The sequence below is a fragment of the Xenococcus sp. PCC 7305 genome (genome assembly GCF_000332055.1).
Classification (GTDB): domain Bacteria; phylum Cyanobacteriota; class Cyanobacteriia; order Cyanobacteriales; family Xenococcaceae; genus Xenococcus.
Window position 1 is genome coordinate 1 of sequence record NZ_ALVZ01000035.1, and the last position, 5409, is coordinate 5409.

Annotated in this window: 5 protein-coding genes; 3 read left to right on the plus strand and 2 right to left on the minus strand. The window is 40.7% G+C overall.

What is annotated here, in order from left to right:
• Positions 1-117: 117 nt before the first annotated feature.
• Positions 118-1413 (minus strand): DUF4388 domain-containing protein, encoded by a 1296-nt coding sequence (locus tag XEN7305_RS00500; protein ID WP_006507337.1) that lies wholly within the window; start codon positions 1411-1413, stop codon positions 118-120.
• Between the two features lie 293 nt (positions 1414-1706).
• Here XEN7305_RS00500 and XEN7305_RS00505 point away from each other — a divergent pair, with 293 nt between their 5' ends.
• Together XEN7305_RS00505 and XEN7305_RS00510 are read left to right on the plus strand one after the other, a co-directional pair.
• Complete coding sequence (locus tag XEN7305_RS00505; RefSeq protein WP_006507338.1) at positions 1707-2375, plus strand: helix-turn-helix domain-containing protein; 669 nt, start codon at positions 1707-1709, stop codon at positions 2373-2375.
• A gap of 19 nt (positions 2376-2394) precedes the next feature.
• On the plus strand, positions 2395-3510 hold the full coding sequence (locus tag XEN7305_RS00510) for an ABC transporter permease (protein ID WP_006507339.1): 1116 nt from the start codon (positions 2395-2397) through the stop codon (positions 3508-3510).
• 9 nt (positions 3511-3519) lie between these two features.
• Here XEN7305_RS00510 and cofG read toward each other — a convergent pair whose 3' ends face one another.
• Positions 3520-4473 carry a 7,8-didemethyl-8-hydroxy-5-deazariboflavin synthase subunit CofG gene (cofG, locus tag XEN7305_RS00515; protein ID WP_006507340.1) on the minus strand — a complete coding sequence of 318 codons (954 nt, stop codon included), beginning with the start codon at positions 4471-4473 and terminating at the stop codon, positions 3520-3522.
• A gap of 139 nt (positions 4474-4612) precedes the next feature.
• Between cofG and XEN7305_RS00520 the strand changes: the two genes are divergently transcribed.
• On the plus strand, positions 4613-5409 hold a 797-nt coding region (locus XEN7305_RS00520; RefSeq protein ID WP_006507341.1), incomplete at its 3' end, for a photosynthetic reaction centre protein.

Sequence of the window (5409 nt, forward strand, 5' to 3'; positions counted from 1 at the left end):
AGGCGATTTCTCAAAATATTTGTACCAGGTTTTGATCAGATTTATCGATAATCTGTAAGGACGATTCGCGAATCGCCCCTACGTCAATGGTATGTTCTTTCCCAGAAATCACCTAAGCTAATTCACATCGACATTATTAGCCGATACCGATGTATATTTATTGATGATTTCTAATATCGATTGAGACTCCATCGAAGCATGGAATATTTCGGAAAAACCAGCAACTTTAGCTTTCATCCGGTCAAGTAGTCCTGTCTTTCTACTGAATAAGAGAATAGGAGTTGCAGCGAAACAAGGTAATTTCCTTAATTGGGAGCACAGCTCATAAGCAGTTAGACCAGGGACTTCCAAGTCAATAAAAATAATATCCGGTTTGCGCTCTAGCAATACAAAATACGCTCTTAAGGCCTCAGACTCTCCCAGAAAATCATAACCAGCTGTGCTCACAACCTTTTTCATTATTTGAGAAATCAGAGGGCTATTATTAACACAGGCAATGAGTCTTTTTTGACTATGTGCAAAACCTTGAGAATCACCAACAGAACTATCATAATCTTCCCCCGACAACATTAGAGAAGATATTGTTTCTGCTGATTCTTGTTGTTTTTGTGGATTTGCTGAGTTTGTTGGTGATGCGATGGGAACTGCTATATCAGGCACAGGGATTAACTCAATAAGACCTAACTGACAGTAGGGCATAATAGAACGAGTTAGAGTCATGATATTTGTTTGCTTTTTGGCCGCTATATCCCTTAGGGGATGTTTCCCATCTAACAACCGCATAAATACTCGATAGTTCTTTTCCGAAGTTTTGGCTTTTAATTTCTCTGGCTTAGTAACTTTTGGTGCAAAATCAGGTTCTATAGATTCTAATCCAGCCCCTTCCCATTCTTGCCAAACCTTCCAGGCTTCAATGATTTGTTTCTCCGAATCCACCATGGCCAATTGAGTCGCGGTAAGTCTTTCCTCATGCTTTAAATAGTAGGTTATTTTTTTGTTTTGCGTAATGTCAAATAATATTTCTTTAATAATGGCGCGAATTGCATTATTTGCCTGTTCTCGGCTTACTTTATTCTGCTGAACCCAAAAACAGATCAAATCGTAGTCCCAACTCACATTTGTTTTATTGAACTCGTTATTTGACAAATAATCCAACTCCTCTTGGAGCTTCAAAGCTATTTGAGGCAAAGAGGAAACCAGATGTCTGCGCCATCTTCTTACCGGATGCCTTCCCCCTGTCGCATAGATAATTCGCCCTAAGTAAAGAGAGAAAACCCACTCCAACTGATTAGAACTACTAAAGTGCAACTGACCACTAAATCGATTTTCCTTTAGGGTTTGAAATAATCTAATCTGTTGTGAAGCAACAAAATTATCTACAAATATAATTCCAGAGTCCCAACTTTCAGTCATATTAGCTATTCTAAAAAATAGTAGGATTCATTTGATAATTTAATGATTGCTTGCACCAGACTATAGGGTATTTGTCCCATAAAATGGGATACTATCCTCAAATGTTGACAAGTCTTCGAATGAGGAATAATTGATCACTACTAACCGAACGCGCAAGTACGACAATCCTAACATACAGAAATTTATAGTCATTCTCTCGACAAAAAAGATTAAATTGGCGAGTATTTGAAAGTTGAATGGAAAAGTCTATTAATGTCTTCTTAAAAATTTTTTAATCAATTAATTTAATCGGGATGAAAGAGTCGATATACCAGCAAAATAGTAATAAGTTGACAGTATTACTGGAAAAGGCGGGATTTCAAAATCGTCAAGAGCTGTCAAAAATAGCAGGAATTTCTCAATGGCAATTAACCCGAATAGAGTATGGGTTAATGCATCGTGTGGCTTTGGAAAATCTTTTGAGTCTCTCGGCTGCACTTAAAATATCCTTAGAGCAATTAATAACTACTTTTGTTTCCCAATCTCAATATCTCGAGAATTGGCAACCCCAAGCAGAACAAAGGAATTTAGCAGCAGAAAATCAAGAATATCAAAGACTACAAAATACTATCGAGCAGCAAAAAGAAACTTTAGAGTCAGAGTTTCGGAATGCTAGTTTGCAAGTGATCGAATCATGGCTATTACAATGGCCAACCGCAGTGGCGGCGATCGCTAAAAATCCTGAATTACCAGCAAAACGGTTGCTACTTTTGATGAAACCCATCGAGGAGTTAATCTCTTACTGGGGTGTAGAAGCTATATATACGGTGGGGGAAGAATTGCCCTATGACCCACAATGGCATGAATTGATCAAAGGTGATGCGGACCTGGGAGATATGGTACAAGTTCGTTATGTGGGTTACAAACAAGGGGAGAAGATTCTCTACAAGGCAAAAGTAAGCACCGTGGAAATTGAAAATTAAAAATTGAAAATTATAAATTATGGATTGGTGGCGGAAACTTAAGAAAAATCCTTTGGCTCGATTAGGGGCAGTTGTTTTAATAGTATTTTATGTGACTGTCATTTTTGCTGATTTTGTTGCGCCCTATAACCCTTACTCATCGCAAACTGACGGTTCGTTGTTACCTCCTACCACTATACATTGGGGAAGTTCTGAGGGTGAATGGTTAGGGGCTTATGTCTATCCGACAACTCAAGGCGCTACGGATTTGGAGACTGGCGATCGCCTGTTGTCGATAAATACCCAAGAGCCGTCGCCCATTCGTTTTTTTGTTAAGGGCTCAACCTACAATCTGTTTAAAGTTACTCTGCCTTTGCCTCCCAAGTTTGAAGGAGTCACAATCTTTCCTGGCATTGATTTTGATCGTCACCTTTTTGGCACGATTGGCCCAGGTAAAATTAATTTGTTGGGAACAGACGAACAGGGGAGAGATGAATTTAGTCGCTTAGTTTTTGGCGGCAGGATCAGTTTATTTATTGGTTTAGTCGGGATTACCATTTCTTTTCCCTTGGGAATGCTTGTTGGGGGCATTTCTGGATATTTCGGGGGTTGGGTTGATGGAATTTTGATGCGTTTGGTGGAAGTCTTGATGACGATTCCGGGAATTTATTTACTCATCGCGTTGGCTGCTGTATTGCCTCCTAGTTTGAGTAGTACCCAAAGATTTTTACTAATTGTTCTAATTACTTCTTTTATTAGTTGGTCAGGTTTGGCTAGGGTAATTAGAGGGCAGGTTTTGTCTCTCAAAGAGCAAGAATTTATTCAAGCAGCCAAGGCGATCGGGGCTAATCCCTTCTATATCATTGTGCGTCATGTTTTGCCCCAAACTGCCACTTACATTATTATTTCGGCCACCTTAGCGGTTCCTGGTTTTATTGTCGCTGAATCTGTTTTGAGTCTGATTGGGTTGGGGATTCAGCAGCCTGATCCTAGTTGGGGAAATCTACTTTCTTTGGCGACTAACGCTTCAATTCTTATGTTGCAGCCCTGGTTAATTTGGCCTCCGGCAATTTTGATTATTCTGACAGTTTTAGCTTTTAATATCTTAGGAGATGGCTTACGGGATGTTCTTGATCCTCGTAGCTTACAGAAATAACTCACATATTTAAGCCCTCTGCCTTCGTTCAATCTTACTTCGTAAAGAATCAGACAACCAAGACAAATACTGAGGGTAAACAGGTAAACGGGTAATCAGCTGCCAACCTTCAGGCTCCAATATTCTCCTAAGAGACTCTGCTGTGGGATGGGGATAGTCAGGATTGACTTCATCCTTCGGACTGATACCGCCTAGATCCCGAGCGCCAGCTTCGAGACATTCTAGAAGTAACTTTGGTTGGCTAATTAGATTAGGGGGAATTTGAATTGTAATGCTATCAGGTAGGATCTTTTTTGCGATCGCAACAACCTCCGGTAGCTGAGTCAGATTAAACTCTGATTGTTCATAACTTTGCTGAGTTCCCTGACTATGGGGTTGTAGAATCACCTCTTGAATATGACCCCAACTTTGTTGTAGTGACGCGATCTCCTCTAGGGTTTTTTCTCGATCAACTGCAGTTTCCCCAATTCCTAGCAAGAGCCCTGTCGTGAAGGGAATTTTCAATTCTCCAGCCCATGCGAGCTGCTGCAACCTAAGCTCAGGCCGTTTACTAGGAGCTTGCTTATGTACTGTTGATAAAAGTTTCGGGGTTATCTGCTCCAGCATTAATCCCATCGAGACATTAATCTCTTTAAGTTGTCGCATTTCATCCCAACTTAAAATTCCCACATTGCTATGAGGGAGCAAGTCTAGAGACAAAGCTAATTCACAAAGTTCTCTGATCCGGGCAAACCATTCTTGACGTAAAGTCGAGTCAAGGGGAACCTCGCCACTTAAGATGAGAATTTCTGAGATTCCTGTCAGAGAAAGCTCAGTTAAAGTTTTCCGAGCATCAGCTAATGTTAATTTAGTACCACTTCCAATATCTTTACGAAAGTTGCAGTAACTACATCGATTAAAACATTCGTAGGTAGGAATAACCGTATAGGCTGGGCTGTATGTGATACGAGGGTTTGATCTCATTTATAATTTCAGCTAATGTTTAGCATAAGTAAAAGTTTCGATACTTTAGTTTACAAAACTCAAAGTTTTCGATATGATTATAAGTGTCAAAGAAAAGAACCTTGACAATTAAATACATACATACAGGAATCATACATAAATGACTACTACTCTACAGCAACGCGAAAGCGTCAGCTCTTGGGAGAAGTTCTGTCAGTGGATTACTAGCACAGACAACCGCATCTATGTCGGTTGGTTCGGTGTTCTAATGATCCCCTGCCTTCTCGCAGCTACTACTTGTTTCATCATTGCATTCATCGCTGCGCCTCCCGTGGACATCGATGGTATCCGTGAACCTGTTGCAGGTTCCTTGGTATACGGAAACAACATCATCTCTGGTGCTGTAATTCCTTCTTCTAATGCAATTGGTCTTCACTTCTACCCCATCTGGGAAGCTGCTTCCTTAGATGAGTGGTTGTACAACGGTGGCCCTTACCAGCTAGTAATTTTCCACTTCTTGATCGGTGTATTCTGCTACATGGGTCGTCAGTGGGAACTTTCTTTCCGCTTAGGGATGCGCCCTTGGATCTGTGTTGCATACTCTGCACCAGTATCCGCAGCAACTGCAGTATTCCTAATCTACCCTCTAGGACAAGGTTCCTTCTCCGATGGTATGCCTTTAGGAATCAGTGGAACATTCAACTTCATGTTGGTATTCCAAGCTGAGCACAACATCTTAATGCACCCCTTCCACATGTTGGGAGTAGCTGGTGTATTTGGTGGTTCATTGTTCTCCGCTATGCACGGTTCTCTAGTAACTTCTTCTTTGGTTCGTGAAACAACTGAAACTGAATCTCAAAACTACGGTTACAAATTCGGTCAAGAAGAAGAAACTTACAACATCGTTGCTGCACACGGATATTTTGGACGTCTAATCTTCCAATATGCATCCTTCAA